The organism is Shimia sediminis (genome assembly GCF_003990645.1).
Taxonomy (GTDB): Bacteria; Pseudomonadota; Alphaproteobacteria; order Rhodobacterales; family Rhodobacteraceae; genus Shimia; species Shimia sediminis.
On sequence record NZ_RYZK01000002.1, the window covers coordinates 405,224 to 428,825 of the forward strand.

Genomic DNA, 23,602 nt, shown 5'->3' on the forward strand with positions numbered 1-23,602 from the left:
ACGCATCCCAAGCAACCACCCCCCCTACTTCGACTTCCAGCTATCCAGCCAGCGGCTGAACCGCCCACGCTTTTCGGCGATGCGATCCCCGGCGGCATCCATGCTGTCTCCGATATCCTCCAGCACCGGATCAATCCGGGCCTGACGGAACCGGCGCCAGCGCACGTAGATCGCCCAGACAAAGGCAAAGAACACCACGAGGATCACGATGTTGAGCCATGGGATGATGGTCACATCCGGCCCCTCAACCGGCTTGACCCCCACGGCGTTCGGGTAGATCGAGAAGAACTCGTTGCGCCAGCCGTAATGCTTCAGCGCGACCCAGCGGGGCGCATCTTGGGTGGATTTGAGGTCTGTTGTCTCGGCCTGCAGGTTCGAGGTGTCGAATTTGAAATACGGCGGCCAGCCCCAGCTGGTATCCTCATTCCGGTACACCATCGGGCGGCCATTCTCATAGAACGCCTGAATAAAGAACACGTCGCGGTTCACATTGCCCGTCGCGTTCCCGGAGTCCTCTTTGGCCCAGAAAATCGAGTTCTCGCCAAAGTCGATCCGCTTTTCATAGGTATCGGCGATCCGCACGATGTCGTTCTGCGGCAGCGTATAGTGAAAGAACGCCGCGACCAGCACCCAGAACGTGCCCCAGAATACCCATTTTACATAGACCATGCGAAGCCCCCTTAGCTGAAATTCATCAGGTAAATCATGGTGATCATCAGGACCACCGGAATAATATAGACACCCAGGATCAGTTTACGACGCAAAGAGCCGTCGTAATCCTGTAGGCCCTGATCGATGAAGGCCTCATAGTTTGGATCATCGTCATAGTCACCCTCGCCATGCTGCTCGATCCACTCTGCCTTGAGCTTGCCCTTGCGGACCGAGCGGGAATAAAGCGACAGGCAGACGTAAACAATCGTCAGCACGATAAAGCCGACAACGACAAGACGGGCAAGTGCGAACATGGGCTACCTCCTGACCGCGCCCCAGGGACCAACGCGGGCGATCATGTCGTCGCGCGGGGTCTGGGGTTTGGGTTCTTCCATGGGGGCATCATGCCCGAATAATGCGGCACGTGCACCGGCCTTGTCGGCCTGATACTCGCGGTCCAGAAAATCCGCCACATAGGACCGTTTGGTGTCCGACCAGCCCGCATAAGCGCGATAGAACGCTTCCTTGTGACAGATGAACAGCTGGCGAATGTCCTTGGGCGCCAGCTCAGAGAGAACCATGTTGACCAGATCCTTATGCGGCGTATCGGCGGCGCGCAGCGTGTAGAAATAGGCCGGATGGTCGCTGGTGATGCGCGGCCACGGGCCTTCGTTTTCGGCCCAGTTCACCAGCCGTTGCAGGGCGTGGAATTCCTCGGGCAGACGGTCGGCATTGTTGCGCGCGAGGCTGCGGATATCGCGGCGGGTGGCATTGCTGAGGTCAACGCCCGCGTCCTGCGCCGCGTCGACAACGATAAAGTCCATCTTTTGCCGCAGGATCGCGCTGGCGTCGATGCCGCGGGCCTTGACGATCGGTTCCACCAGATCGTTGTAGTCAAAGAACTTGGCGATCTGGTTGCGGTCGCGGAAATCGAACACATGCTTGATCGGCAAGTCACCCAGGGCCGCCTTATCCCCTGCCGCAATTGCTGCGGGGTGGTCGAGATCGCGGAACAGGTACACCCCGCCAAAATGCGCCGTCCAAAAGGTATCCTGCTGAAATTCCATATGTTTCAGCCGCACAGGGTTGCGCGTCACATCGCCGGTGCGTTTGGCGACCGAGATCATGTCGGCGATCAGAACGTCGTCAAACCACGCGTCTTCGTCACCTTTGAAGATGTCCACCATCTCGGCCAGCTTGTCGGCGTCGCGCAGGGTGCCCTCGGTGGTGTCCGCCTCGACCGAGACCTTGCGGATGTCGAACAGACGGGCGGGCTCGGTGACGGAAAAGACCGAGTTCACCAGATCTCCGGCGACGCAATCGCGGGCGGTGAGGGCGAATAGCTGCGGTTCGTTCTCAGTGATGAACTGTTTCAGAATACCCCGGCTGGTCGAGAACTGCGCGTTCAAGAGCGGCGCGGTTTTCTGTTCGGTGGTGAGCAGGATGAACTGCCGGTTACAGCCCCCTTGGTTGAGGTAGAGGTGGTCGTTCAGCTCGTCCCCGATCTCAGGGGAAAAACCCGAGATGTCGATATGAAAATCGCTGAGGGCAGTGGTCTTGCCCGTCAGATGCTTGAGCGCGCGGTTGTAACGCTCGACGAGGACAGGCGAGGCCACCTCGATCAGGTTCCCAAACATCAGGCCGCGTTTAATCAGTCGGTGCATTTATGCCTCCGCTCTCCAATGGCCAGCGATGCGCCCGGCCCGAGGGTGGGTGCAGAATGCGCCCGCCCATGGGGGCGGGTCGGGCGCATCGCGGCTGCGCCGCGGTTAGACAACGACTTCATCGCACAAGGTCCCATCAACTTGCTCAACATCAATCTTCAAGCGTTCCCATTCCTTCTTCAGGAATTGTTGCCCCAAAGTGCAAATGTTCATGTGCATCTCACCGGTTATTTCTGGCTCGTCCTCATTAAGCTGGCCTAGCGCTTCGCTCATTGCACTAATGAGTTTTCCGACATCGGGATCAGCCGGATTCACCATCAATTGGAATTTAGACATCAGAAAGGTAAGCCTTTGATAGTCTTGAGCATCAAACTCAAATGAACTTAAAAGCGCATTGTAGTCTGCCAAAAGCACGCGTAGCTCTTCAATCCAACGCAGCCGAAACTCAGCAATCTGCATTTCTTTCTGTAGTTCGCGGTCAGACCTTTTTGACTGTTGCGCACGTTTGTCCGACGCTCGTCCACTCACCGTAGTTATTGCCAAAGTCAAAAGGGGCACCGCTATCGTGGCAACTAAGGCTTGGTGTGTCTTGATCCAGCTATCAATTTCAGAAAGAAGCTCCAACATCACCCCTTCCCCTCCAAATACCGCCGCTTCGCCTCTTCCATCCGGCGCATGTCGCGCACGGCCTCTTCAATCGCCACCTCATCCGACTTGTCGGCATAGCGGAACTCGGAATCGGCGTAGCGGTTGATTTCTTGCACCACCATCTCGACCGTGATCGGCACGCGGAGGGCGCTGATCATATCCTTTTTCCGTTCATAGGTCTGGAACAGGAACAGCTCGGGGTTTTCCATCCACTCGTCGGGCAGCTCAAAGTCCATGGCGCGGACCTTGACGGCGTCGGTGATGTTCTTGATCGCGCGGCCGGTAAAGCGCGGGTCGACCTCTTGGATGGCTTTCAGATAGGTGCCGAGCTTGGCAATCGTGTCCAGCCCGCCGATCTGGTCGTGCACCTTGTCAAAGACGTTCATCAGCCCGGCCTCATGCGGGCGGGAGTGCGATTCAAACGACGCGGCGACGGCTTTCTGGATTGCCTGAGCTTCGAATAAATCGTGTTCTCCCAAGGGGATATCGTGGTTCTTGCCCATCAACAGAGCGAGGATGTCGATATAGTCTTCGCGGGTCTTGGGGCCGTCGACGAGGAACCGCGCCCCGGCACGTTGGCGCAGGGCGTCGTCGACATTCTCGGGGTAGTTCGAGAACATCCCAAAGGTGCAGTTGCCGCGCACGACGGTGTTGGCGCCCGCAAAGCTCTCCATCAACACGGCGGTGATTTCGAGTTGCCCCGCGCTGGATTGGCGGTCGCCGCGTTTGCCGGCCAGCTGGTCGATATCATCAATCGTGCCAAAGCCAATCGCCATTGGGTCTATGATATTGTTAATAAACGATTTTGCATTCTGCCCGGATTTGCCCTGATAGCTGTCGATATTGTCGGTCGAGAGGTTCTGATAGCGGAACGGATAGCCCGCGACCTGACAGTAATCGTTGATCAGACCGGCCATCATCTGGATCAGCGTGGTCTTACCCGTGCCGGGCATGCCGTCACCCATGAAGGTGAAGATAAAGCCGCCCAATTCGGCAAAGGGGTTGAGTTTCCTGTCAAAATCATAAGCCATCAACATCTTGGCCAGCTTCATGGCCTGATACTTGGCAATGTGGTTGCCGACGACCTCGTTTGGCTTTTTGAAGGTCATGGTCAGGGTGGTGCCCTTGGCGGCGCGGGCGGGGGTAAACCCTTGAATTGTCAGGTCATCTGCCTCGACGCGCCAGCTGGCACCGGTAAAGGCGGCAAGGCGGGCGGCAGTTTGGGCGCGCAACGAGAGCTTTTCCATCAGCTGTTCGGCAAAGGCGCAGACCGTCGCCACCAGCCGCGTTTCATCGGTGGCGAGTGTGGTGATGTCCTGGTCCAGCTCCCACAGGGCGCCATGCAGGGCCAGTTGGGCGTTGTCGGTCAGAACCTCTTCGACCTCGCCCACCTCTACCGTGACTTCGCCCAGATGCGGGGCAAGCAGATAGGCGGTGGCATTGGCAAAGACATGCAGCACGGCGAGCGCTTCGGCGGTCAGGAGTTCGGAAAATTCCGCTTTGTTATCAGCGCTTAAGCTGCCCGCGAGGTTGGCGCGTTTGAGGTCGGAGAGGCCGGAGGCGTCCGAGAAATTCTCGCCCGTGGCCAGTGCAATCGCCAGTGCGCGGCGCAACCCGTTCAACACGTTGGCCTGTGCGGGTGAGATCAGGGGATCGTCGCCATCCGCGCCTTCGATGCTTTCGACCAGATGCACGCCTTCGGGGCGCGCGGTGGAGCGGGTGACAAGGCCAGGGGTGGTTGACCGGAACCGGCGGCGGGTACTGATGCCGGGCGAACGCTCCTCCGTCCTGTCGGACGTCTTCGCCTTGGCGATGCGCGGGGTGTGATCAAAGCCGTCGAGAAAGCCGTAGGCGGCGGCGTAGTGCTTTTGGATGTCTTCTTCGCGCAGTTCCATCTGATCGCTGGTCAAACTCATGACTCACCCTGTTTTCTCCATGTTGTACAACTTTTTTGTGGGGGTTTGCCCATGTTGTACAACTTGGTTATCCTTCAAAATTTGGCGGAAAACCCGCTCTTCGTGTTGCCAAAAATACTCGCGCCGCAGGCTTGGCCCGTGCGCGGGCCAATTCAATAACTCAGCACCCTTCCGTGCGGACTCACCACATATTTTCGCACAGCAGCAAACCCCGGTGGGTTCATGTCCTCGAGCACCTGGTAGGGGCGCTGCGGCAGGATGATGGCGCGTTCGGTGGTTGTGGCGCCGGTGTCCACGCCGCGGCCCGAAAAGGGATCAAGCGCAAAGATCTCGCGGTCGACAGTCGAGAACCAGCCGGATTTCTCCTGCGCCACCCGTTCGCTTTCCAGCGTCTCGACGGTCCAGGCCAGTGCCCAGTCTTCGCCCTCGGGTGCGCGGGCCTGTTCCAGCACCTCGCGGATGGGGCCGGATTGTCGGGTGTAGGCCGAGGAATACATCGGGCCGACATGATAGCGGCGCAGGCGTTTGGGGTGGAGGTCATCAAAGCTCTCGTCGAACCCCTTGGCGATGGTCACCAGTTTCAGAGCGCCAAGCGATTGACCCATCAGATGCGCCTGCACCTCGGGCCAGCGACGTTCATCTTTGGGCAGGGCAGTGCGGCCTGAATCCTCGAGGTCCATGAGGTAGATCGTCGGCAGGTTGACCTGACTGTCATAGACGGCCCAGTGCAGCACAAACTTGCGCCGATCCTCGCCGATATTGCCGATCCACTGGATCTCGGGGTGGTTCTGGGCCCAGAAGATATCGCCCTTGACCAGTTCTTCGTAATAGAGCCGCTGCGAGAGGGCGAATTGCAGCTTGGTCGGCACCTCGCGGTCACCAATGATGACGCGCAGCATCTGGTCCTTGAGGTCTTCGGCCGAGGGCATGTTGCGCAGGTGGCTTTGTGCCTGTTGCGCGTCGTTGGCCATGACGAGAAGCTCGTTGAAGATCGGAAAGCCGCTTTCGACCGCATCGAACGAGAGCGAGCCAAAGAACTGCCCCGTGTCGCGGCCCACCAGCAGGTATTTCATGCTGAGCGCGCGGAAGGTGTAGGAAAGCTGCGCGAGATAGCGGGTGAGGATGCGCACGTCTTCATTGCTGAGCGCGCCATCAGCCACGCGGGCGGCGGCGACACGGGTCAGGTGATCGGTGATCGCATCGAATTTCTTGAAGTAGCGGCGCGACGCATAGGTGTCGCGGAGCGCCTTGTGGTCGGCGGTGTGGGTGTCAGAACTACTCATGCTTTCAATTTACCGTTTTCATCAAGGCCCAAATACGACGCCAACAATGCATTTACTTCAGTGCCTCTAAGTTCTTGTTGCGACCCATGTGTGTAGGGGCTCTGATTCCAGTGGGTGACGCGAAACAAAAACCTAGTGATCAAGCGGAATATCCCCATTGGCCCTACAAGGAACAAAGCTATGAATATCAAGACCAGTTGAAAGGAGCTGGCATCTGCCGGGTTCTCGCCAATCCATGCAGATACCAGGCCAACCAATAAGACGCCCAACAACAATGAAAGAAATGACCGAACTCTAACCGTCATTTGTTCCCCCCGGCTCGGGTGCGGCTATGCCTCCACGCGCAAGCCGAACGTGAACCGTTTTTCCTTTGAAAGTCATTGGCCACTGTTCAACGTGCTGCTGCCGTCCGTGTACAGACCACACCACCACATTGCGATTCCGCTTTTCGCCAGCTCCGTTTTAAGTCTCGGGTTAATCCTCAGCATTAAAGCCACAAGACGCGCCTGAACATATCGAAGAAGACCGCAAAAACAGAATAGCAGGACAGAAACAAATGTGACGAGCAAAAGGACAACATTAAACTGTATCGGCCAGGGTAGATTGCCGACCTCGGACTTATGCCACACGCCATACACCGTCAGGATAACAGATGGCGCGCCCAATATAGCGCCCCATTTCAAGCTCCATTTTAACTCATCAATGAACGACATCACGCCCCATACAGGTTCTTGTCGTGCTTCTCGACGATCTTCTCGAACCGGCGGGCAAAGCGTTCGTCGGCCTTGGCCTTGGCCTCCAGCACGTCGCGGGCAAAGACCATGTGGTCCTCGTGGGCTTCCATCATCTCGGCCATCCGCTGGTTGGTTGCCGTGCCAATCGCCGCCATCGAGGCCTGCGCCTCTTTGTCGGTCTCGACGCCGATTTCATTGATGCGGTGGGCGACGTCCTGTTGCTGCGCGGTTTTCAGCGACTTGGTCAGGGCATCATAAAGCACGACACGCTGTTTGGTGTCGGTCTGCAGCTTGTTGATCAGCACCATCTGCGTCGCGGCCTGATTCTGCAGTGAATCGATCCAGGTCTTGCCCTTTTCGATATAGCGTTCCAGCGTCTGGGACTTGGCCACTTTGACCTGCTCGTCCTGCACCAGCTCGTTATACTTGTTGTTCAGCGCCGCCAGTTCGCTTTCCAGCTGGGTGCGGGCGGCAGCGTCCTGTTCCACGGAGATTTTGTTCTCAAGCTCGATGATCTTGGGGTCCATGCCCTTGATCTCATTCTTGACGGCCTCGAGCGCGCCAACGGTGGCCTCGCGGTCGTCCAGCGTTTCGGTGAGGTTGGTTTCGACCTTGTCCTTTTGTTCGTTCAGCACCGCCAGCTGCCCTTCGAGCAGTTGGGTGATGACGTCGGATTTGGCGATCAGATCCTGCAGTTTATCGTCGATATTGGCGGTCTTGATGCGTTCCTGACGCATCGACTCGGCCTTGGCCCGAGCGAAGATGCCGACAAAGCTTTCCCAGCCGGTCTTGTCGCGCATCTGGTCAAAGTCCTTGGAAAAGGCCGCCGTCACGTCGTCCAGCCCCATGATGAGTTCCGCGATGTTGGCGTTCATCACCTCGGTATGGGCATGCACGTCATCCAGCGTGGCGTTTTCGATGTCGATGGACACGTCATCGCCTGTCTTCATCTTGGCCCGCGCGGCATCAATGCGCCCCGTCAACTCGGCGATCTTTGCCTGCGCCTGTTCCACCTGTGCCTGAGATTCGCGTACCTGCGAGTCAAAGTCAGCCATCAATCCCTCCGTTTATTCAATCACTTGGGCCCGATATGGGGAGTGTTAATCCGATTTACATCAGGCCGGGTACAACTTTGGGGAAAGTGTTGCAAATCCCCCCCAGCATGGAAAGAAGAAAGCTGCGGCAATGGGCGTGTCATAGCGCCTCTGAACCCTCTTTCCCGGTGCCGCGTGCAATGCTATAGAGCGGTCCTGACACACGGCGATGGCGTCGCCGGAGGGCACATCTGCTCTGGTCTTGATCACCGTTCCTGTACGCCGGGACTTTCAATCGGGAGATTGAGGGCCCCGCAGCCCTCTCCCGCAGTCAAGGAGAAGGCGCATGGCCTGGTCGCCGGACAAAACCGAAGTCAAAAGCTGGAACGAATGGGACACCCTGCGCCACGTGATCGTGGGGCGTGCGGATGATTGCCATATCCCCCCCGAGGAACCCGCGCTGGACGCCAAGGTGCCCGAAGACAGCGACATGCGTGGCCAGTGGGGCCGCCGTCCGCAGGAAACCATCGACCGCGCCAATGAGCTGCTGGACAATTTCGCCGACCAGCTGCGCGCCCGTGGCGTGCGCGTGGATCGCCCGACGTCGATCGACCATTCGCAACCCGCGACCACGCCGGATTTCCACACTGACAGCCAGTTCGGTTGTATGCCGCCGCGTGACGTGCTGCTGACCGTGGGGCATGAGATCCTGGAGGCGACGATGTCCTATCGCTGCCGTTGGTTCGAATACCTGAACTATCGCCCGCTGATGCAGCAATACTGGGACGAAGACCCCAACTTTCGTCACGAGGCCGCGCCCAAGCCGCGCCTGACGGATGCGGATTATCACCCGGATTACCTGTCCGAGAAAATCGGCGTGGCGCAGCGTCTGAAGTGGGCCGAGGAAAAGTTCTTTGTCACCACCGAGGAAGAACCGCTGTTTGATGCCGCAGATGTCCTGCGTTTCGGCAAGGACCTCGTGGTGCAACACGGGTTTACCACAAACCTCAAAGGAATCGAGTGGCTGCGCCGCCACTTCCCCGATCACCGCGTGCACACCGTGAACTTTCCCGGTGATCCCTATCCGATCCACATCGACGCCACCTTTACCCCGCTGCGCCCAGGTCTGATCCTGAACAACCCGCAACGCCGCCTGCCCGAAGAGCAGCGCGAGATGTTCAACAAGAACGGCTGGGACATCGTTGATTCCGCGCAACCGGCGCACAACACCCCGCCGCCGCTGTGCTATTCGTCGACCTGGCTGTCGATGAACGTGCTGGTGCTGGACCCCAAGACCGTCTGTGTTGAAAAGTCCGAGGTGTATCAGGCCGAACAGATGGACAAGCTCGGCATGGAAGTGGTCGAGGTTGAATTGCGCGATGCCTATGCCTTTGGCGGCGGCCTGCATTGCTGCACGGCGGACGTCTACCGCGACGGCGACTGCGAAGACTACTTTCCGAACCTCTGAACCGGGCCTTGCCCCACACAAACGGCTCCTGCATGTCAGGGGCCGTTTTTTGTTGCCCCCGCCCGCGCCCGGTGCCACTCTCGCGGGCAAATCACCCCCCTTCTGCACCCTGGGAACCGCATGTCTGACCTGATCCAAAAAGTCTCTGCCTCGGTCGAGGCCGAACACGACACCCCGCCCGCCGACCGCCTGATCTCGGGCGATCCGCAGTTCACCACATGGAACCTCGAGGAACGCGACGGGCTTTACGCCGGGATCTGGCAGTCGACGCCGGGCAAGTGGCGCGTGGTCTACGACGAATGGGAATACTTCCGCATCCTCAGCGGCGTCTCGGTGCTGACGGGTGCCGACGGGTCCGAGGTCCGGCTGGCGGCAGGTGACGCGTTCATCCTGCGCCCGGGCTTTGAGGGCACGTGGGAGGTGATCGAGACCACCACCAAGGACTATGTGATCCGCTTGTGAACGTTCCGTAGGTCGGACAAGATTGTCCGACCTACCCACCCCGACAGAAAGGACAGGCCATGACCCCCGGCCCCAAAAACCTGATTACAGATGTTGCTGGCCTGAGGGTGGGCAATGCCTCGGACGACACGGTCAAGACGGGCGTCACGGTTCTGGTTGGCGATCACCCTTTCACCGCGGGCCTGCACGTCATGGGCGGCGCGCCGGGGACACGCGAAAGCGATCTCCTGGCACCGGACAAGACGGTGCAACAGGTGGATGCCCTGGTGCTGTCGGGTGGGTCGGCCTTTGGGCTGGACGCGCCCTCTGGCGTGGCCGACAAGCTGCGCGACATGGGGCGCGGCTTTGCGGTGGGTGATCAGACGGTGCCCATCGTGCCGGGGGCGATCCTGTTTGACCTGCTGAATGGCGGCGACAAGGGCTGGGCCGAGAACCCCTATAAGGCGTTGGGCATGGTGGCCCTCGAAACTGCCGGCGCGCAGTTTGACCTCGGCAGTCACGGCGCAGGCACAGGTGCCACGCTGGCCAGCTACAAGGGCGGCCTCGGCTCTGCCTCTTGCGTCCTGCCATCCGGTCACACGGTTGGCGCGCTGGTGGCGGCCAATGCGCTTGGGGATGCCACGACAGGCGACCACTTCTGGGCGGCCCCTTGGGAGATTGGCGAAGAGTTCGGCGGGCGGGGCATGGCGCATGCGATCCCACCGGGTCTGCCAGGCACCAAGCTCGCCAGCCACAACGCCAACACCACGATCGCCATCGTGGCGACGGACGCGGCGCTGGATCAGTCCCAGTGCACCCGGCTGGCCACCGCCGCCCATGACGGCATGGCCCGCGCGCTGGTGCCGTCCCATACGCCGATGGATGGCGACCTGATCTATGGCGTCTCGACCGGCGCCACCCCCCTGACCAACCCGGTCGAGGACACGCTCTGGCTCGGCCACGCCGCCGCCACCTGCCTTGCGCGTGCCATCGCCCGCGCAGTCTGGCACGCCACCCCGGCCCCGAACGACACGCATCCCTGCTTTCGCCAGGCCCCATAACTTCTTTTGGCCAAAAATATCCCGGGGTGAATTGGCCCAGCGGGCCAAGAGGGGCAGCGCCCCTAAACCGGCAGGGCAGTGGTCTTGAACACCGTCCTCAATGCAAAAGACGACTGCATCTGCGCCACGCCGGGCAATCGGGCCAGGTATTGACGGTGGATGCGGGCAAAGTCATCGGTGTTCTCGGCCACCACTTTCAGAATGTAATCCGCGGACCCGGCCATCAGGTGACACTCCAGAACATCCGGTATCCGCGACACCGCTTTCTCGAAGGCCTCCAGCACCTCATCCGCCTGACCCGAGAGGGTGATCTCGACAAACACCGTGGTCGGAACGCTCATCTTGCGGGCGTCCAGCAAGGCCACGTAGTCGCGGATATAGCCGTCGGATTCCAGCCGTTGCACCCGCCTGTGACAAGCAGATTGCGACAGGTTCACCCGCTCGGACAGGTCCGCATTCGAGATTCGACCCTTCTTTTGCAACACCCCAAGGATGCGACGATCCGTTTGATCAAGAGACATTTTGTGACATCCTTTTGCGTGTCAGGTCAAAATAGTCGAAGATTCTTCGAAATGCATGTTTTTATTTCGCTCAAAAATGCAGCACATTTCATCGCACCTCCCCCAAGCTGGTCGCAGATAATGACTTAACGGGAGGAAGCGCGATGAAGATCGGATGCCCCACTGAAATCAAACCCCAGGAATTCCGCGTCGGGATGACCCCGAACGCCGCTCAAGAGGCGGTCGCTCATGGTCACGACGTCATCATTCAGGCCGGTGCCGGGATGGGCTCGGGCTTTACCGACGAAGATTACCTCGCCGCCGGTGCCGCGATCATCGACACGGCCGAGGAAATCTTTGCCACCGCAGACATGATCGTGAAAGTGAAAGAGCCGCAGGCCGGTGAGCGCAAGATGCTGCGCGAAGGTCAGCTGTTGTTCACCTATCTGCACCTGGCCCCCGATCCCGATCAGACCCATGACCTGTTGGCGTCGGGCTGTACCGCGATTGCCTATGAAACCGTGACCGACGACCGGGGCGGCCTGCCGCTGCTGGCGCCGATGTCCGAAGTGGCCGGTCGTCTGGCGCCGCAGGTTGGCGCATGGACCCTGCAAAAGGCCAATGGCGGCCGCGGTGTCCTGATGGGCGGCGTCCCCGGTGTGGCCCCGGCCAAGGTTCTGGTGATCGGCGGCGGTGTCGTCGGCACCCACGCGGCCAAGATCGCAGCGGGCATGGGCGCGGATGTGACCGTGCTGGACCGCTCGTTGCCGCGTCTGCGCTATCTCGATGACGTCTTTGGCGGCACGTTCAAGAACCAGTATTCGACCGCTGGCGCCACGGCAGAGCTGATCCAGACCGCCGACATGGTGATCGGTGCGGTTCTGATCCCCGGTGCAGCCGCGCCGAAGCTGATCAGCCGCGAGCAGCTGTCGACCATGAAGCCCGGTGCGGCCCTCGTGGACGTGGCCATCGACCAGGGCGGGTGCTTTGAAACCTCCAAGGCGACCACCCACGCCGACCCGATCTATGAGGTCGACAACGTGATGCACTATTGCGTGGCCAACATGCCGGGCGCTGTTGCCCGCACCTCGACCATCGCGCTTGGCAACGCCACGCTGCCCTTCATGCTGGCGCTTGCCGACAAGGGCTGGCGTCAGGCCTGCGAGGACGATCCGCATCTGCTCAACGGTCTGAACGTGCACGCCGGTCAGCTGACCTACTACGCTGTGGGCAAGGCCCTGGGTCTGGATGTGCTGTCGCCAACGCTGGCGTTGAAAGCCTGAACCACAAGACATCCTCCCTGTCTTGTTGAGAAAAGGTCGCCCTTCGGGGCGGCCTTTGTTTTTGCGAGTATTTCCAAAAAGATGACGCCGGGGTTTTCCCTTTGCCAAGGGCAGGGGATTTGCCTACACCGGGCGGGTGATGTCCGGGGCGGGTACAGCGTGACAAAAGTTTTGAAAACACTGGGGCTGGGTGTGGTGGTGCTGTTGCTGGCAGCGGGCTATGGGCTGGCCGCGATTGCCCTGTGGTTTCATGTAGGGCTGATCGCGACGGTGATTACGGCGCTGATCGCTCTGGCTGTGATCTGGGTGGTGCTGGTTTCGGACCACCGCGCCCGCGACGTCGGTGCGGCGCTGGTGCCGCTGGTTGCCGTGCTGGTCTGGTGGAATGGCATCGAGCCCAGCAACGACCGGATCTGGGCGCCGGAACTGGCGGAAAACCTGACCGCCGAGATTGATGGCTCGGAAGTGACGCTGCACAATGTGCGCAACTTTGTCTGGCGCAGTCAGGACGATTTTGACGCGCGGTGGGAAAGCCGGACCTATGATCTGGACAGGCTGGACTCGCTGGATGTGGCGCTGAGCTACTGGGGTCTCGACAAGATCGCGCATGTTCTGGTGAGCTTTGGCTTTGCCGATGGCGAGCGGGTGGTGTTCTCGGTCGAGATCCGCAAAGAGCTGGGCGAGGCGTTTTCGGAGTTGGGTGGGTTGTTCAAACAGTTCGAACTGTCGCTGATCGCCGCCACCGAAGAGGATGTGATCTATCTGCGCACCAATGCGCGGACCCCTCGCGAAGATGTTTACCTTTATCCGCTGACCGTGAATGCCGAGGCCCGAGAGGCATTGTTCCTGTCCTATGCCGGGCTGGCAAACCAGCTGGCGGCAGAGCCGTACTGGTACAACACCATCACCGCCAATTGCACCTCGGTCATTTATCGGCTGGTGCGCAGTTTCAACCCCGGACGCACGTTTGATCTGCGCTTTATCCTGTCAGGTGGCTTGCCGGAATACCTGGTTGAGCAGGATATGCTGGGCTTTGACACGCCGCTTGGCAACTACCGCGCCCGCGCAGCGATCAGCGCCAAAGCGCAAGGTCTTCAGCCCGGACAATCCTATAGCGAGATCATCCGGGCCGAGTAAGCGCTTTGCATGCGATGTTGGTCACGCTCCTCCTTGGGCGCCAAGCCGTTTCGAAACGGCTTGAACCAGGTGACTTTGAAATCGCGCACGCAAGCAAATTCGAATTTGCTTGTCCAAAGGGTTTCGAAACCCTTTGGGCCGAAGCCCTAGGTGTGAGCAGCGACTCCTACCCCTGCTGCACCATGACGGTGTGGGGATAGGGGATCGAGATACCGTCTTTGTCAAAGGCCTCTTTCACAGCTTTGGTCAGCTCGAATTTCAGATCCCAATAATCGGCAGCATTGCACCAGAGGCGTGCGGTGATGTCGACCGAACTGTCACCGAGGTTGGTGACACGCACCCAGGGCTCGGGATCGTTCAGCAAACGGGTATCTGCCTTGGCAACATCCAGGATGATCCGCATCGCCTTGTCGGCGTCATCGCCATAGTCGATGCCGAACACCAGGTCGACGCGGCGGGTGTCATGGGCCGAGTAGTTGGTGATGATCGCGCCCCAGGCCTGACCGTTGGGCACGATGATCTGCACGTTGTCCGGGGTCACCAGTTCGGTGACAAAGAGGTTCAGGTCCTTGACCGTGCCCGCGGTGCCGCCGATGTCGACATATTGCCCCAGCTTGTAGGGGCGGAACAGGATCAGCATGAACCCGGCGGCCAGATCGCTGAGCGTGCCCTGCAAGGCCAGTCCAATGGCCAGCGTCACGGCCCCCATCATGGCCACGAGCGAGGTTGCTTCGATCCCGTAAAGCCCGAGCACTGCGATCAATACGATCAGCAAAATGGCCCAGCGCACAATCGAGGCGGCAAAGTTGCCAAGGGTGTTGTCGATCTCTTCGCTGGCGTTGACGCGTTTGCGGATGGCGCGGGCGACCATGCCGGCCATGGTCCAGCCGATAACGATGACGATCAGCGCCTTGATGGTTGCCATCGCGAGCGGGCCGAGCGCGTTCGCCTGTTCAATCACTTGATCCATGTTTCGAATCCTGTTGTTTCCTGTTTGCCCCATGAAAAACAGCCCTCGCCGATCTGCAAGGGCTGTTCCCATGAATACGGGTGGGGATCGCTTATTTCTTCAGTGAATCCCGGATTTCCAGCAGAACGTCCAATTCGCTGGGGCCTGCGGGTTCTTCGGCTGCCGGTGCGGGTTCTTCTTGCTCTTTGGCGGCGGCCTCTTTCACCTTGTTCACGTAGCGCACAAGCATGAAGACGACAAAGGCGATGATGAGGAAATTGATCACCGCCATGATGAAGGCGCCATAGGCAAAGACCGCGGCCCCGGCCTCTCGTGCTGCAGACAGGCTGGTGCCGTCGGCCACGTCTCCTGCAAGGACGACGTAGAGGTTGGTGAAATCCACGCCGCCCATGAACAATCCCACAAACGGATTGATCAGATCACCGACCATGGATTTGACGATGGCCGTAAAGGCGGCCCCGATGATGATCCCCACGGCCATGTCCATCACATTGCCCTTGGCAATGAAATCCCGGAACTCCTGAAGCATATTTTTCTCCTTCTCCCTGTTCGCGCATATCTTTGTTCTCTCTGCGCTGGCGCAGGTTAACATGTTGTCTTTTGCACGCATATGGCTCTGGTGTGATGGGAAAAAGCACATATGTTTCCCTCCTGAGCGATGATGAGGAGACGCGTGATGAGCTTTGTGACAGACCACCCGATCAATTCGAAATACCCCGCTGAAAACCCCGATATCCTGCAGCTTTATGCCTTTCCGACGCCCAATGGTGTGAAAGTGTCGATCATGCTGGAAGAGATTGGCCTGCCCTATGAGGCGCATCTGGTCGGTCTTTCGGATGCCGAGGTGAAGAGCCCAGAGTTCCTGGCGCTCAACCCCAACAACAAGATTCCGGCCATCCTTGACCCCAACGGGCCGGATGGGGAACCTGTGGCGCTGTTCGAAAGCGGCGCGATCCTGATTTACCTGGGCGAAAAGACCGGCAAGCTGATCGGCAAGACCGCCGCCGACAAGGCCCGCGTGATTCAGTGGCTGATGTTCCAGATGGGCGGCGTTGGGCCGATGTTTGGCCAATTGGGGTTCTTTTACAAGTTTGCCGGGGCCGATATCGAAGACCCGCGTCCGCGCGAGCGCTATGTCGCCGAGGCCAAGCGGCTGCTCAACGTGGTGAACCAGCAGCTCGAGGGGCAGGACTGGATCGCGGGGGACTATTCGATTGCCGATATCGCGCTGGCCCCATGGCTGGCGGCGCTGGATTTCTATGGCGCGACCGAGGTTGTCGGGCTGGCGGACTTCGCCAATGTGACCGCCTATATCGACCGCTTCATGGCGCGCCCTGCGGTGGAAAAAGGCCGCAATACACCGCCCAGACCGTAAGGGAGAGTGGGGGCTGTCTGCCCCCTCTTGCCCCTATGGGGCAATTCACCCCCGAGGATATTTTCGGCCAAAAGAAGGCTCAGGCGGGATTGCGCATCTGATCTGCGATCTTTTCGGCCATCATGATGGTGGGCGCATTGGTGTTGCCACCGACAAGGGTGGGCATGAGCGAGGCATCCACCACGCGCAAAGCCGTGACGCCATGCACGCGCCCTTGGAGGTCGGTGACGGCCATGTCGTCGGCACCCATCCTGCAGGTGCCCACCGGGTGATAGATCGTGTCCGCCCGCGCCCGGATATCCGCCTCGAGCGCCGCGTCGCTGCCATCCTGCGCATAGAGCCGTTTGCCGCGCCAGGGGGCCAGGGGGGCTGCCTCGAGAATGCCCTCCATCATCCGCGCGCCTTTTTTCAACAGATCAAGGTCACGCGGATCACTCAGGAATTTGGGGTCGATCCGCGGCGCATCCTCGGCCCGGGGCGAATTCAGCCCGACATGGCCACGGCTGTGGGGCCGCAACACGCAGACGTGGCAGGAATAGCCATGTTTCAGATGAATCCTGCGCATGTGGTCGTCCACGATCCCCACCACGAAATGCAATTGCAGATCGGGCCGTGCGATACTCGGGTCGGATTTGAAAAACGCACCGCCCTCGGCAAAGGGGGTCGAGAACTCGCCACCCTTTTGACGCTTCCAATTGAGCCCGGCCTTGCCGAGATCCCAAAGCCCACGCGGGTTGAGCCCGACCACATCCTTGCGCCGGGAGTGGTAGCTGATGACATAATCGAGGTGGTCCTGAAGGTTCTGTCCGACGCCGGGCAACTCGTGCACAACGGTGATCCCCTGTGCGGCCAGTTCGTCACGCGGGCCAATCCCCGACAGCAACAGCATCTGCGGTGATCCAAAGGCGCCGCCGGACAGGATCACCTCGCGCCGTGCCTTGGCCTGTTGCAGCTTGCGGCCCTGCCGAAACTCGACGCCGGTCGCCCGTGTGCCGTCGAACGTCACGCGGCGCACATGGGCGCGGGTCATGATGCTGAGGTTGGACCGCCCGCCGACGTTGCGCAGATAGGCCGCCGAGGCGGAACACCGTTGGCCTTCGCGCTTGCCCTTGTGGAACTGCGTGACCTGATAAAGACCGGCACCTTCCTGCTCGGCCCCGTTAAAGTCGTCGTTTGCGCGGATCTGCATCTCGCCCGCCGCATCAACGAAGGCCTTGGAAATCGCGCGCGGTGCCGATTGGTCGCGCACCTGCAATGGCCCGTCGGCGCCATGCAGATCATCCGCGCCATGCACGTGGCCCTCGGATTTGCGGAAATAGGGCAGGACACTTTTCCAGTCCCAGCCCTCGCAGCCCAGGTTGGCCCAATCGTCATAGTCCGACTGGTGCCCGCGCACATAGAGCATGGCGTTGATCGCTGAGGATCCGCCCAGCGCCTTGCCACGGGGCTGAAACCCGCGCCGCCCGTTCAGTTCGGGTTGCGGTTCCGTATGAAACGCCCAGTTGTTGATCTTGGGCCGCCCCGAGATCATCGCCGCCACCAGTGCCGGTGCGCGGATCAAGAGGTCTTCTCCCTTGCCGCCCGCCTCAAGCAGGCACACCGACACATCCGGATCCTCGCTGAGCCGCGCGGCCAGCACACAGCCCGCCGAGCCACCGCCCGCAATCACATAGTCAAATTCCATGTCGTTCTCTCCCTCTGCGCGAAAGCGTAACGAGGGAGAGTGGTCAATCAAGCGTGACGCGACGCCACCCCCTAGCCGGGCAGCGACCCGGTCAGCACGTAACGCAGGATTTCGACGACCTGTTTCGGCTCTTGGGCCACGGCAAGCGCTGCGGCGTGAACCTCTTTCAGGGCGTGCTGGTGCTCGGGCGGGTTCAGAACGATGATCGACTTGCCCAGGGCAGCGGCATAGCCCGCGTCAAAGGCGGCGTTCCATTGTTTGTACTTCTCACCAAAGCGCACCACCACGATATCGGCGTCTTCGATGCCCTTGCGTGTGCGGATCGCGTTGACCTTGGCGCCCTTGTGGTCATGCCAGAACTTGTTCGGCTCACCCCCCAGAATGGCCACACCGCAATCGTCGCTGGCGTCGTGATCGGTGACGGGTGCGTTGAAAGTGACGTCCAGCCCGGCCGAGCCGTCGATGATCTGCTCGCGCCAATCGGTATGTATCTCGCCGGAAAGATAAATGTTCAAGCTCATGTCGGCCCCTCCTGAAAAACTGATTAATCTTGTGAGTAATGGCGCAACCGTGCAAAGAAAAGCCCTACGGTACCGTAGGGCTTTTCTTTGCACCTGCATATGCTGGCACTCTATCCGCAGCAGGTAATCACGTTCTTTCCGTAAACGGGTTGCGTGTTCGGTACACCGCCGCCAAAATCCTGCGGCACGAAATAATAGCTGCGCGACCACGCCTCCGCGTCCAGCGGCGTAAAAAGACTGTCCTGCGGGTCATGGCGGATGGGCTGCCCCGGCGTCACGCCTTGCAGCACCTCGTTATTGTCCACCACCACCGCACCATTCACAATGACATAAGGTATCCCGGTCGAGGGCAGCGCACCTTGGGTATAGGTCGCCTGATCGGTGACCGTTGCGGGATCGAATACCGTGACATCGGCCACCATGCCCTCTTGCAGCCGTCCCCGCACCTGCATCGACTTCAACCCGGTGTCCCCCAACGGCTTGGCCGAGTTGTAGCTCAGCTGCGCAATGCTTTGCATTAGTGGGATGCCATTCTCGCGCCCTATCCGCAGCGCACGTGCAAAAGATCCGGCCCCGCGCGGGTGCGTGTTGGGCAGGTCTTCATAGGGTGTATCCCAGGCGATTTCCTGCCCGATGATCGGCATCGCATCCGAAGCAATCGCGACATCCGGCATCTTCAACCAATCGACCACAGCGCTCTCCGGCATCTTGTGCACCAGAACCAGCCGCCCAGGCTCCTGTTGCATCATCTCCTTGCGGGTTTCCGCCGTATAGAACTCCCCCGTCAGCGCATCCTGTACGGTTTCGTCAATGCGATAGCCGAGCTGATCCTGCCACACCTCCGGCTCCAGAAACACCGCGTTCAATGCCGTCGAGCCAGCGGTATAGGGATAAAGCTCTCCCCAGACATTGTGGCCCTGGCCGCGTAGCCGGGTCAGCAGCTCATGTACAAAGTTGTAGCCAGGATTGTTGAAGTGGCAGGCAATCGCAGGCGCCCCCAGGGCGGTCGCATTTGACAGAAGCTCCTGAATGCCGTTGGCCTCCTGTGTGTCGGTGCCGGGGGTATTGCGGAAATGAAAGGCCGACGGACGCCCATAGGCCCCCGCGACGCGCTGGACCTCAAAGGCTTCCCGCGCCGAAACCCCGTCGCGCATGTATCCCAACGTCGACCCCATCCCGACCGCTCCGGCAGCCATGCCGGCGTCGATCACCTTCAGGATGTCATTGCCCTGCGCAATGTCGGGTTGCGTCAGCGACCAACCGGTTTTCTGTGTGCCGCGATGGTTCATCGCCTCGGGTGTGTCCGGCGTGGTGATACCGTCCAGCACCAACGCCCGAGCAAATTCATGCGCCGAGGCACAGCCATAGTTGATCTGATTGGTACCCGCACGCTCAGCATACCAATCGTCCACCAGAGTGCCGAGAGTCCCCATCTCAAGGTCCATAACCGTAGTTCTGCCATCACGCAGCGCCAGCTTGTCTCCCATCGGGCGTGGCCAGTGGTAGTGCGTGTCGATGAATCCCGGGCAGACCACATGCCCCGTACAGTCGATCTGCCGACCGCCCTCCAATCCTTGCGAGGTTATCGCAGCGATCTTGCCGTCCTTGATCCCCACGTTCGCCACCCGGTCCAGCTGGGTTTCCGGGTCCATCACCCGCCCATTGTTCAGGACCACATCAAAGACTTCTCTGATGCTGGCGACCGCCGCGCCTGATGTTCCCGTAGCCGTCAATGCGGCTGCGGCAGTGACTCCCGCGTTGAACGTGCGGCGCGTGATTTCATTCTCTGACATGCGTCCCCCCAATCCTTTTGCGTTCAAGTAATCCTCATCCGCCAAGCGGCGGTACAACACTGATATCTGTTGGCTTATGAAATGGAGGTTAGCGACGAGACACCACACAAGGCAAGCCACGCGAACTTCCCAGCGGCTTCTCCGCCAGAAGCACCCGCCCTTACTTTCGCCGCGCCACCAGATATCGCGACGGGGGTTTCGCCGGGAAATTGCCGCTTTCGATGATCTCGAACCCGGCGTTGGTCACCGCGGTTTCAAGCTCTTGGATGGTCAGCATTTTGACAAAGGGTGCCTTGCCCAGCAGCTGCATCAGCGGGATCATCAACTTTAGCAGGCCAAATTTGAACCCCAACCCACCCTGCGCCAGACAGGGTGTTTTCGAGATAAACATTCCGCCGGGCTTCAGGGCCTTGTGGACGTCGGCCAGTGATGCGTCGAGATCCCTGATCAGGTGGAACAGATTGAAACCAAGAATGGCATCGTAAGACTGGTCAAGAGCCGGGTCGGCCACGTCGATATTGGCGAAGGTGATGTTGTCGACGCCTTGGGTGCGGGCCTTGTCACGCCCGATCTCCAACATGCCCTCGGCAAAGTCACTGGCGGTGATCCGGGCAACCGAAGGCGCCAGCAACAGCGCGGTCGAGCCGGTTCCGCAGCCGACCTCGAGCACGCTATCCGTGTCGCGCAGGTAAGACCGCGTGCGACCGAGAGTGTATTCGTAAGCCTCCATATCGCGAATATCGTTGCGGGCGTATTTGGGCGCGATTTTGGTCCAGAAATTGGCGTCGGTACGCATGATGGTTCTCCTTTGGCCGCAATCTACTTATGCAGCCAGACAATAGAAATTGCCGAATTCTGCGCTTCGCTTATACATTAATGCATGAATAAACCTTCGGATCGGGCCGATTGGGCCAAGATACGCGCCTTTCTGGCGACGGCAGAGGCGGGCAGCCTGTCAGGGGCTGCGCGCGATCTGGGCATGACACAGCCCACGGTCGGCCGTCAGGTCGCGGCGCTGGAGCAAGAGCTGGGCATCCTGCTGTTCGAACGTGTCGGGCGCTCGTTACAGATGACGCGCGCGGGCACGGAGTTGCTGGAACATGCGCGCAGCATGGGCGAGGCGGCGGGGCGGATTTCGCTGATGGCCGCGGGGCTTTCGCAATCGATCGACGGGTTGGTGCGGATCACCGCAAGCGATGTGATGTCGACCTATGGGCTGGCGGGCTTTCTGCGACAACTGCGCGAGCAGGCGCCAAAGCTTGAGATCGAGATTGTCGCCTCGGATGACGTCAAGGACATCCTACGCCGGGATGCCGACATTGCCATTCGCCACTTGAGGCCTGAACAGCCCGACCTGATCGCGCGGCTCATCAAGGAATCGACGGGGCATTTCTATGCCGCCAAGGACTATCTCGCACGGCGCGGCACGCCGGAAACCATGACCGACCTCAGCGCGCATGACTTCATCAGCTTCGGAGACCCGGAACAGATGCTTGGGTATCTGGTGCCGCTTGGCCTGCCGCTCAGCCGCGACAATTTCCGGCTGGGGTGTTCCAACGGTGTCGCAGCGTGGGAGTACGTGCGGCAGGGATTCGGGATCGGTGTGATGGATGATGGCATCGCCGCAGGCTTTGCAGAGATGGTCCGGGTTCTGCCGGATGCCCCGCCGTTCACCTATCCTGTGTGGCTGACCACTCACCGCGAGCTGCACACAAGTCGTCGCATCCGGCTGGTCTGGGATCTGTTGGCCGACTATCTGGCGACCCGGTAGGGCGCGCCCCGGCGGAGCGCGCCCTGGTGTCATATCTGCAACCGCCAGAACACCGGCCCGGCCTGCCGCAGGATGGCAAGGTCGCGGCGGCGCAGGCGTTCCAGAAAGCCCGGCGCCTCTTTGGTCGGCGCAAAGCAGAATGCCTTGGGCAGGTCGCGATAGAGCGAGACCGGCGGGCAATCGCCATCCATGCATTTCAGCACGTTTCCGGGGTCAAACCGGTGCATGAACACGTCGCGAATGCCCAGGTAATCCCGCAGCACTAACAGCGTGGACAACAGCATCGCCCGCGACCAGCCGCGACCATAGCGTTGCCGCAGATGGGCATCGTACAGCCGCGTCGAGCGGGCCTCGCGGCTGCGTTCCGGCTCGTCTTCGAGGAAACGCAGCTGGTCACGGACGTTGCGCAGCCAGTCACACTGGATTTCTTCGATCAGCGCCACGCCCTGGTCCATGTCGATGTCCAGCCGCGCCCAGGCCAGCGTTGGTGCCCCGGTCAGACGCACGGGGTGATAGCTGTCCTCGAACTTGCGACGGGTGTCCGGCTCAAGGTACTTGCCCATCACCTCTGCATGATCCGCAGGGAACCCCAGCTGGAGGACGAGGTTGCCCCCGTCGCGCGACATCTGCGCCCAGTGGGCGGGTTCGTCAGTCCCCCAGGCACCAAAGGTCAGGGTAAAGCCAAGCCAGTCGGCACCATAGACGTCGTCCAGCGTGGTACGTGCAGGCCGCGACATGTCCTGAAAGCCAATCGCCTCTTGCGCATAGGCCAGTGCGATGACGTCACGCTGGCGCAACTCGCCGCCGCAGCCGGCGACAAGCGGCTGAACCAACGGGCGGGCCAGCAGCTTGGCCGCCGGACCGTTGCGCAGGTCAGAAACACGCGCACGCCGTGCCATCAGCTGCGCCAGCAACCAGGGGCTTTCGCGGTCCGCGTAATACGGGAATGGAATGGTCTCCGGCAGCATCTGCCGGACATGGGTAATGTCAGTCGATTTCATGGTGATTGTCCCAACAGGCGTCAACGCCCGCGGGTCAACCACGGGCAACTAGAGAGCGGGGATGCGTAAACTGCGATTGCGCAGTTGTGGTATCGGTGTGTTTCTCATCACAGGTTCTCCACCCCGGAATTGGGGTCGTTGCGGGGGGCTGACATACAAAATGGGGGCGGCGCGGCTCAACCCCCTAATGGGTCATCGTCGCGACAGGTGTTGTTCAAGCGCCACGGTCGAGGATGCGCCGCATGCGCACGCGCTGCATATCCTGTTCGATGATGTCCCATCCAAGATGCTGATAAAGCGAGATATTTTCGGACAGATCCGCATGGGTTCCAAGGTCGAGCGCGATGCACCCGGCCCCTTCTGCGCAAGCGATGGCGTGGCGGATCAAAGCCCCACCAACCCCCTGCCCCTTGGACTTGGCCGACACAGCGACGTTGATCAGATGTGCATGCGGCGGAGTCACTGAGAGGTTCAACAGGCCGAGGATGTCCCTGTTTTGGGTCGCGACCCAGACCCGCCCGGCGGCGATTTCCGCGTCCAGCCCGTCGGTCACATCCGGCAGGGCAATGCCGCGGTCACGGTAGGGCTGGTAAGAGGCTTCCAGCAAAGCACAAAGGGCCGCTCCTTCGGCAGGAACGGCCCTTCGTATCTCAAATCCGGTCACGGG

At 60.3% G+C, this 23,602-nt stretch carries 23 protein-coding genes; 7 read left to right on the forward strand and 16 right to left on the reverse strand.

What is annotated here, in order from left to right:
- Positions 1-24: 24 nt before the first annotated feature.
- The 7 genes from EK369_RS06480 to EK369_RS06510 all read right to left on the reverse strand — a co-directional run bounded on the left by EK369_RS06480 (position 25) and on the right by EK369_RS06510 (position 7,951).
- Positions 25-669, reverse strand: coding sequence for a DUF1523 family protein (locus EK369_RS06480; protein ID WP_127112881.1), 645 nt, complete (start codon positions 667-669; stop codon positions 25-27).
- A gap of 11 nt (positions 670-680) precedes the next feature.
- A complete protein-coding gene (locus tag EK369_RS06485) occupies positions 681-965 on the reverse strand; it encodes a hypothetical protein (RefSeq protein ID WP_127112882.1) in 285 nt (94 codons plus the stop codon).
- A 3-nt stretch (positions 966-968) separates the two neighbouring features.
- Positions 969-2,315, reverse strand: a complete 1,347-nt coding sequence (locus EK369_RS06490; protein WP_127112883.1) for a DUF6638 family protein — start codon at positions 2,313-2,315, stop codon at positions 969-971.
- Positions 2,316-2,420: 105 nt separating this feature from the next.
- Positions 2,421-2,942, reverse strand: a complete 522-nt coding sequence (locus tag EK369_RS06495) for a hypothetical protein (RefSeq protein WP_127112884.1) — start codon at positions 2,940-2,942, stop codon at positions 2,421-2,423.
- On the reverse strand, positions 2,942-4,879 hold the full coding sequence (locus tag EK369_RS06500; protein WP_127112885.1) for an ATP-binding protein: 1,938 nt from the start codon (positions 4,877-4,879) through the stop codon (positions 2,942-2,944). The genes EK369_RS06495 and EK369_RS06500 overlap by 1 nt, the downstream gene beginning before the upstream one ends.
- Before the next feature lie 152 nt (positions 4,880-5,031).
- The gene (locus EK369_RS06505; RefSeq protein ID WP_127112886.1) at positions 5,032-6,162 is read right to left on the reverse strand and encodes a hypothetical protein; all 1,131 of its coding nucleotides are present in this window, start codon (positions 6,160-6,162) and stop codon (positions 5,032-5,034) included.
- 712 nt (positions 6,163-6,874) lie between these two features.
- On the reverse strand, positions 6,875-7,951 hold the full coding sequence (locus EK369_RS06510) for a coiled-coil domain-containing protein (RefSeq protein ID WP_127112887.1): 1,077 nt from the start codon (positions 7,949-7,951) through the stop codon (positions 6,875-6,877).
- Positions 7,952-8,276: 325 nt separating this feature from the next.
- Here EK369_RS06510 and EK369_RS06515 point away from each other — a divergent pair, with 325 nt between their 5' ends.
- The 3 genes from EK369_RS06515 to EK369_RS06525 all read left to right on the forward strand — a co-directional run bounded on the left by EK369_RS06515 (position 8,277) and on the right by EK369_RS06525 (position 10,900).
- Positions 8,277-9,398: a serine/threonine protein kinase gene (locus EK369_RS06515; RefSeq protein WP_127112888.1), complete on the forward strand. Its 1,122-nt coding sequence runs from the start codon at positions 8,277-8,279 to the stop codon at positions 9,396-9,398.
- A 120-nt stretch (positions 9,399-9,518) separates the two neighbouring features.
- Positions 9,519-9,860: a cupin domain-containing protein gene (locus EK369_RS06520; RefSeq protein ID WP_127112889.1), complete on the forward strand. Its 342-nt coding sequence runs from the start codon at positions 9,519-9,521 to the stop codon at positions 9,858-9,860.
- 59 nt (positions 9,861-9,919) lie between these two features.
- The gene (locus EK369_RS06525) at positions 9,920-10,900 is read left to right on the forward strand and encodes a P1 family peptidase (RefSeq protein ID WP_127112890.1); all 981 of its coding nucleotides are present in this window, start codon (positions 9,920-9,922) and stop codon (positions 10,898-10,900) included.
- A gap of 62 nt (positions 10,901-10,962) precedes the next feature.
- Here the strand turns inward: EK369_RS06525 and EK369_RS06530 are convergent, their stop codons facing one another.
- Entirely contained in the window at positions 10,963-11,421 is a 459-nt protein-coding gene (locus tag EK369_RS06530) for an Lrp/AsnC family transcriptional regulator (RefSeq protein ID WP_127112891.1), read from the reverse strand.
- A gap of 143 nt (positions 11,422-11,564) precedes the next feature.
- Here EK369_RS06530 and ald point away from each other — a divergent pair, with 143 nt between their 5' ends.
- Positions 11,565-12,683, forward strand: a complete 1,119-nt coding sequence (gene ald / locus EK369_RS06535; protein WP_127112892.1) for an alanine dehydrogenase — start codon at positions 11,565-11,567, stop codon at positions 12,681-12,683.
- Between the two features lie 159 nt (positions 12,684-12,842).
- Positions 12,843-13,820: an Lnb N-terminal periplasmic domain-containing protein gene (locus tag EK369_RS06540; RefSeq protein WP_164726902.1), complete on the forward strand. Its 978-nt coding sequence runs from the start codon at positions 12,843-12,845 to the stop codon at positions 13,818-13,820.
- Positions 13,821-13,986: 166 nt separating this feature from the next.
- Here the strand turns inward: EK369_RS06540 and EK369_RS06545 are convergent, their stop codons facing one another.
- Positions 13,987-14,790: a mechanosensitive ion channel family protein gene (locus EK369_RS06545; RefSeq protein WP_127112894.1), complete on the reverse strand. Its 804-nt coding sequence runs from the start codon at positions 14,788-14,790 to the stop codon at positions 13,987-13,989.
- A 91-nt stretch (positions 14,791-14,881) separates the two neighbouring features.
- On the reverse strand, positions 14,882-15,319 hold the full coding sequence (gene mscL / locus EK369_RS06550; protein ID WP_127112895.1) for a large conductance mechanosensitive channel protein MscL: 438 nt from the start codon (positions 15,317-15,319) through the stop codon (positions 14,882-14,884).
- Between the two features lie 147 nt (positions 15,320-15,466).
- Here mscL and EK369_RS06555 point away from each other — a divergent pair, with 147 nt between their 5' ends.
- Positions 15,467-16,165, forward strand: coding sequence for a glutathione S-transferase family protein (locus tag EK369_RS06555; protein ID WP_127112896.1), 699 nt, complete (start codon positions 15,467-15,469; stop codon positions 16,163-16,165).
- Positions 16,166-16,244: 79 nt separating this feature from the next.
- Here EK369_RS06555 and EK369_RS06560 read toward each other — a convergent pair whose 3' ends face one another.
- From EK369_RS06560 to EK369_RS06575, 4 genes are all read right to left on the reverse strand, one after another.
- The gene (locus EK369_RS06560) at positions 16,245-17,849 is read right to left on the reverse strand and encodes a GMC family oxidoreductase (protein WP_127112897.1); all 1,605 of its coding nucleotides are present in this window, start codon (positions 17,847-17,849) and stop codon (positions 16,245-16,247) included.
- A 71-nt stretch (positions 17,850-17,920) separates the two neighbouring features.
- Entirely contained in the window at positions 17,921-18,370 is a 450-nt protein-coding gene (locus EK369_RS06565; RefSeq protein ID WP_127112898.1) for a YtoQ family protein, read from the reverse strand.
- A gap of 110 nt (positions 18,371-18,480) precedes the next feature.
- Positions 18,481-20,163 carry an amidohydrolase family protein gene (locus tag EK369_RS06570; RefSeq protein WP_127112899.1) on the reverse strand — a complete coding sequence of 561 codons (1,683 nt, stop codon included), beginning with the start codon at positions 20,161-20,163 and terminating at the stop codon, positions 18,481-18,483.
- A 160-nt stretch (positions 20,164-20,323) separates the two neighbouring features.
- Complete coding sequence (locus tag EK369_RS06575) at positions 20,324-20,959, reverse strand: class I SAM-dependent methyltransferase (RefSeq protein ID WP_127112900.1); 636 nt, start codon at positions 20,957-20,959, stop codon at positions 20,324-20,326.
- An 84-nt stretch (positions 20,960-21,043) separates the two neighbouring features.
- Here EK369_RS06575 and EK369_RS06580 point away from each other — a divergent pair, with 84 nt between their 5' ends.
- Positions 21,044-21,934: a LysR family transcriptional regulator gene (locus EK369_RS06580; protein WP_127112901.1), complete on the forward strand. Its 891-nt coding sequence runs from the start codon at positions 21,044-21,046 to the stop codon at positions 21,932-21,934.
- 29 nt (positions 21,935-21,963) lie between these two features.
- On the opposite strand, the gene EK369_RS06585 is transcribed toward EK369_RS06580, so the two are convergent.
- Together EK369_RS06585 and EK369_RS06590 are read right to left on the reverse strand one after the other, a co-directional pair.
- Positions 21,964-22,935 carry a hypothetical protein gene (locus EK369_RS06585; protein ID WP_127112902.1) on the reverse strand — a complete coding sequence of 324 codons (972 nt, stop codon included), beginning with the start codon at positions 22,933-22,935 and terminating at the stop codon, positions 21,964-21,966.
- Positions 22,936-23,149: 214 nt separating this feature from the next.
- Complete coding sequence (locus EK369_RS06590) at positions 23,150-23,599, reverse strand: GNAT family N-acetyltransferase (protein WP_164726905.1); 450 nt, start codon at positions 23,597-23,599, stop codon at positions 23,150-23,152.
- Between the last annotated feature and the right edge of the window lie 3 nt (positions 23,600-23,602).

What these genes read in the sequence shown, in the direction of transcription:
- EK369_RS06480 (WP_127112881.1), bottom strand. Translation starts at nt 669, where the DNA reads ATGGTCTATGTAAAATGGGTATTCTGGGGCACGTTCTGGGTGCTGGTC.
- EK369_RS06500 (WP_127112885.1), bottom strand. Translation starts at nt 4,879, where the DNA reads ATGAGTTTGACCAGCGATCAGATGGAACTGCGCGAAGAAGACATCCAA.
- EK369_RS06575 (WP_127112900.1), bottom strand. Translation starts at nt 20,959, where the DNA reads ATGCGTACCGACGCCAATTTCTGGACCAAAATCGCGCCCAAATACGCC.
- EK369_RS06505 (WP_127112886.1), bottom strand. Translation starts at nt 6,162, where the DNA reads ATGAGTAGTTCTGACACCCACACCGCCGACCACAAGGCGCTCCGCGAC.
- EK369_RS06545 (WP_127112894.1), bottom strand. Translation starts at nt 14,790, where the DNA reads ATGGATCAAGTGATTGAACAGGCGAACGCGCTCGGCCCGCTCGCGATG.
- EK369_RS06585 (WP_127112902.1), bottom strand. Translation starts at nt 22,935, where the DNA reads ATGAAATCGACTGACATTACCCATGTCCGGCAGATGCTGCCGGAGACC.
- EK369_RS06580 (WP_127112901.1), top strand. Translation starts at nt 21,044, where the DNA reads ATGAATAAACCTTCGGATCGGGCCGATTGGGCCAAGATACGCGCCTTT.
- EK369_RS06490 (WP_127112883.1), bottom strand. Translation starts at nt 2,315, where the DNA reads ATGCACCGACTGATTAAACGCGGCCTGATGTTTGGGAACCTGATCGAG.
- EK369_RS06555 (WP_127112896.1), top strand. Translation starts at nt 15,467, where the DNA reads ATGAGCTTTGTGACAGACCACCCGATCAATTCGAAATACCCCGCTGAA.
- EK369_RS06510 (WP_127112887.1), bottom strand. Translation starts at nt 7,951, where the DNA reads ATGGCTGACTTTGACTCGCAGGTACGCGAATCTCAGGCACAGGTGGAA.
- EK369_RS06495 (WP_127112884.1), bottom strand. Translation starts at nt 2,942, where the DNA reads ATGTTGGAGCTTCTTTCTGAAATTGATAGCTGGATCAAGACACACCAA.
- EK369_RS06515 (WP_127112888.1), top strand. Translation starts at nt 8,277, where the DNA reads ATGGCCTGGTCGCCGGACAAAACCGAAGTCAAAAGCTGGAACGAATGG.
- mscL (WP_127112895.1), bottom strand. Translation starts at nt 15,319, where the DNA reads ATGCTTCAGGAGTTCCGGGATTTCATTGCCAAGGGCAATGTGATGGAC.
- EK369_RS06570 (WP_127112899.1), bottom strand. Translation starts at nt 20,163, where the DNA reads ATGTCAGAGAATGAAATCACGCGCCGCACGTTCAACGCGGGAGTCACT.
- EK369_RS06560 (WP_127112897.1), bottom strand. Translation starts at nt 17,849, where the DNA reads ATGGAATTTGACTATGTGATTGCGGGCGGTGGCTCGGCGGGCTGTGTG.
- EK369_RS06530 (WP_127112891.1), bottom strand. Translation starts at nt 11,421, where the DNA reads ATGTCTCTTGATCAAACGGATCGTCGCATCCTTGGGGTGTTGCAAAAG.
- EK369_RS06565 (WP_127112898.1), bottom strand. Translation starts at nt 18,370, where the DNA reads ATGAGCTTGAACATTTATCTTTCCGGCGAGATACATACCGATTGGCGC.
- EK369_RS06525 (WP_127112890.1), top strand. Translation starts at nt 9,920, where the DNA reads ATGACCCCCGGCCCCAAAAACCTGATTACAGATGTTGCTGGCCTGAGG.
- ald (WP_127112892.1), top strand. Translation starts at nt 11,565, where the DNA reads ATGAAGATCGGATGCCCCACTGAAATCAAACCCCAGGAATTCCGCGTC.
- EK369_RS06520 (WP_127112889.1), top strand. Translation starts at nt 9,519, where the DNA reads ATGTCTGACCTGATCCAAAAAGTCTCTGCCTCGGTCGAGGCCGAACAC.
- EK369_RS06485 (WP_127112882.1), bottom strand. Translation starts at nt 965, where the DNA reads ATGTTCGCACTTGCCCGTCTTGTCGTTGTCGGCTTTATCGTGCTGACG.